Consider the following 546-nt stretch of genomic DNA (forward strand, 5'->3'; position numbering starts at 1 on the left):
CTCATGCTGGCTGGGGGGCGTACGCATCGGCAAATGGGCGCGCACGGCCCACAGCCCACGGCCTGCAGCGCCCCGGCCCAACCTGCGGCGCGGCTGGCGTCAAAACTCGCTGTGCCAGCGCAGCGAATAGACCTGCACCGGCCCCCGGTCGCGGTTGTAGCCGGGGTGCACAAGGTGCTGAACCCCCAGCGAAAATGCCGACTGCAGCGTGCCCGCTGGGGTGGCCACGCCGGGCAGGGCCCAGCGGTAGTAGGCCTCGAGCACGTGCTCGGGGCCATAGTTGAGCCGACCGTCGCCCAGAAAGAAGCCCTGTCCCCCCGCCGCCAGGTAGCTGCGGTGCGGCCCAGAAAGGCCGTTGGCCGCCCATGCCAGGCCCCAGCGGTCGTTGCCCCGGCCCCAGGCGGCGCCAGAGAACTGGCCGCCCAGCGAGAACTGGCGGTCGATTTCGGTAAAGGCATAGGTCTCGGCCTGGCCGCTGTTGCGGCTGGCCCGCAGGAACAGCCCTGCGTCCTCACCCAGGGGCGCCTCCAGGGTCACGCCCCAGCC

Annotated in this window: 1 protein-coding gene; it reads right to left on the bottom strand. The window is 71.6% G+C overall.

Features of this window, described 5'->3' with window-relative positions:
- Positions 1-99: 99 nt before the first annotated feature.
- The coding region (locus tag ACDELDRAFT_RS23445; protein WP_005802028.1) for a carbohydrate porin at positions 100-546 on the bottom strand (447 nt) is incomplete at its 5' end.

Source organism: Acidovorax delafieldii 2AN (assembly GCF_000175235.1).
Taxonomy (GTDB): Bacteria; Pseudomonadota; Gammaproteobacteria; order Burkholderiales; family Burkholderiaceae_C; genus Acidovorax; species Acidovorax delafieldii_B.